The organism is Mycolicibacterium llatzerense (assembly GCF_000878195.1).
In the GTDB taxonomy this organism is placed as follows: Bacteria; Actinomycetota; Actinomycetes; order Mycobacteriales; family Mycobacteriaceae; genus Mycobacterium; species Mycobacterium llatzerense.
In genome coordinates, this window is sequence record NZ_JXST01000096.1 from 1 (window position 1) to 989 (window position 989).

Sequence of the window (989 nt, forward strand, 5' to 3'; positions counted from 1 at the left end):
GGCCGCCGTGACGCCAGTCGGTGACGGCGTGGTGGGCTTGGCAGTCGGCGGCGGGCCGTGTGCAGTCGGGGCGGGTGCAGCCTTTGTCGCGGGCGAACAGGGCCAGGCGTTGACCGGTGGTCGCGGTGCGCCGTGCCCGACCCAAATACAACGGAACGTCGGCATGGTTGTCGAAGACCGTGAGATAGCAGGACGCCCCGGCCTGCGCGGCCAGGTTCACCAGATCCTTGACCGGCAGGGAGCTGCCGGTGTGAGTCTGCGCGACCCCGGCGCGGTCTTCTAACTGCTCGATCGTGCAGGTCGCCACAATGGTGACCGGAAATCCGTTGTGCTCACCCAAATCGGCGCTCAGGAGCAACCGGCCCATCGTTTCCCAGGCATCGTGCTGGCGCTGAGCCAGGGTGCGGTGATCGTTGTCGATCTGCTCTTGGGTGGGCGTTCCCGAGGTGCAGGGGTGTTCGTCGGCAGGGTTGCACATGCCAGGGGCCGCGTACTTGACCATCAACGCTTCATAGACCGCGCGTGCTGTCGGGGTGAGCCGACCCCGCAGCTCACTGCTGCCATCGGCAGCCTGCCTCGATAGCACCAGGGCACGGTCCCGGTCCGGTTCGGGGTCGCGGTCATCAGGTTCGGGACCATCCTGATCCAACTCGTAGAGCTTGCGTTTGACCACCGACCGCAACCCTTCCGGGGTGAGGTGACGGGCGGCGGCCACCAGCGCCTGCTCAGATTCATCGAGGGTGTCCAGGCCGGCCCAGGTGGGCAGTTTGGCGAAGAAGAACGATTCGATGACATCAACATGATCAGCATTGATCGCCCCCACAGCGACCGCAGCAGCGACATACGGCCGCAGCGGCGCCAACACCTCGCCAGTCAGCGACCGCCGCGAGGCCAACAACTCAGCGTGCCTCACTCGGCGGCGAGCCTCCTCGGCACTGAGCCGGTCCCGGATGCGCAGCACGTCCGCCCAGTTCTTCGCCCCGATCTCC

1 protein-coding gene is annotated in these 989 nt (G+C 66.6%); it reads right to left on the minus strand.

From position 1 onward, the window contains the following. A partial coding sequence (locus tag TL10_RS29330; RefSeq protein ID WP_043988454.1) for a DUF222 domain-containing protein occupies positions 1-989 on the minus strand: 989 nt, incomplete at both ends.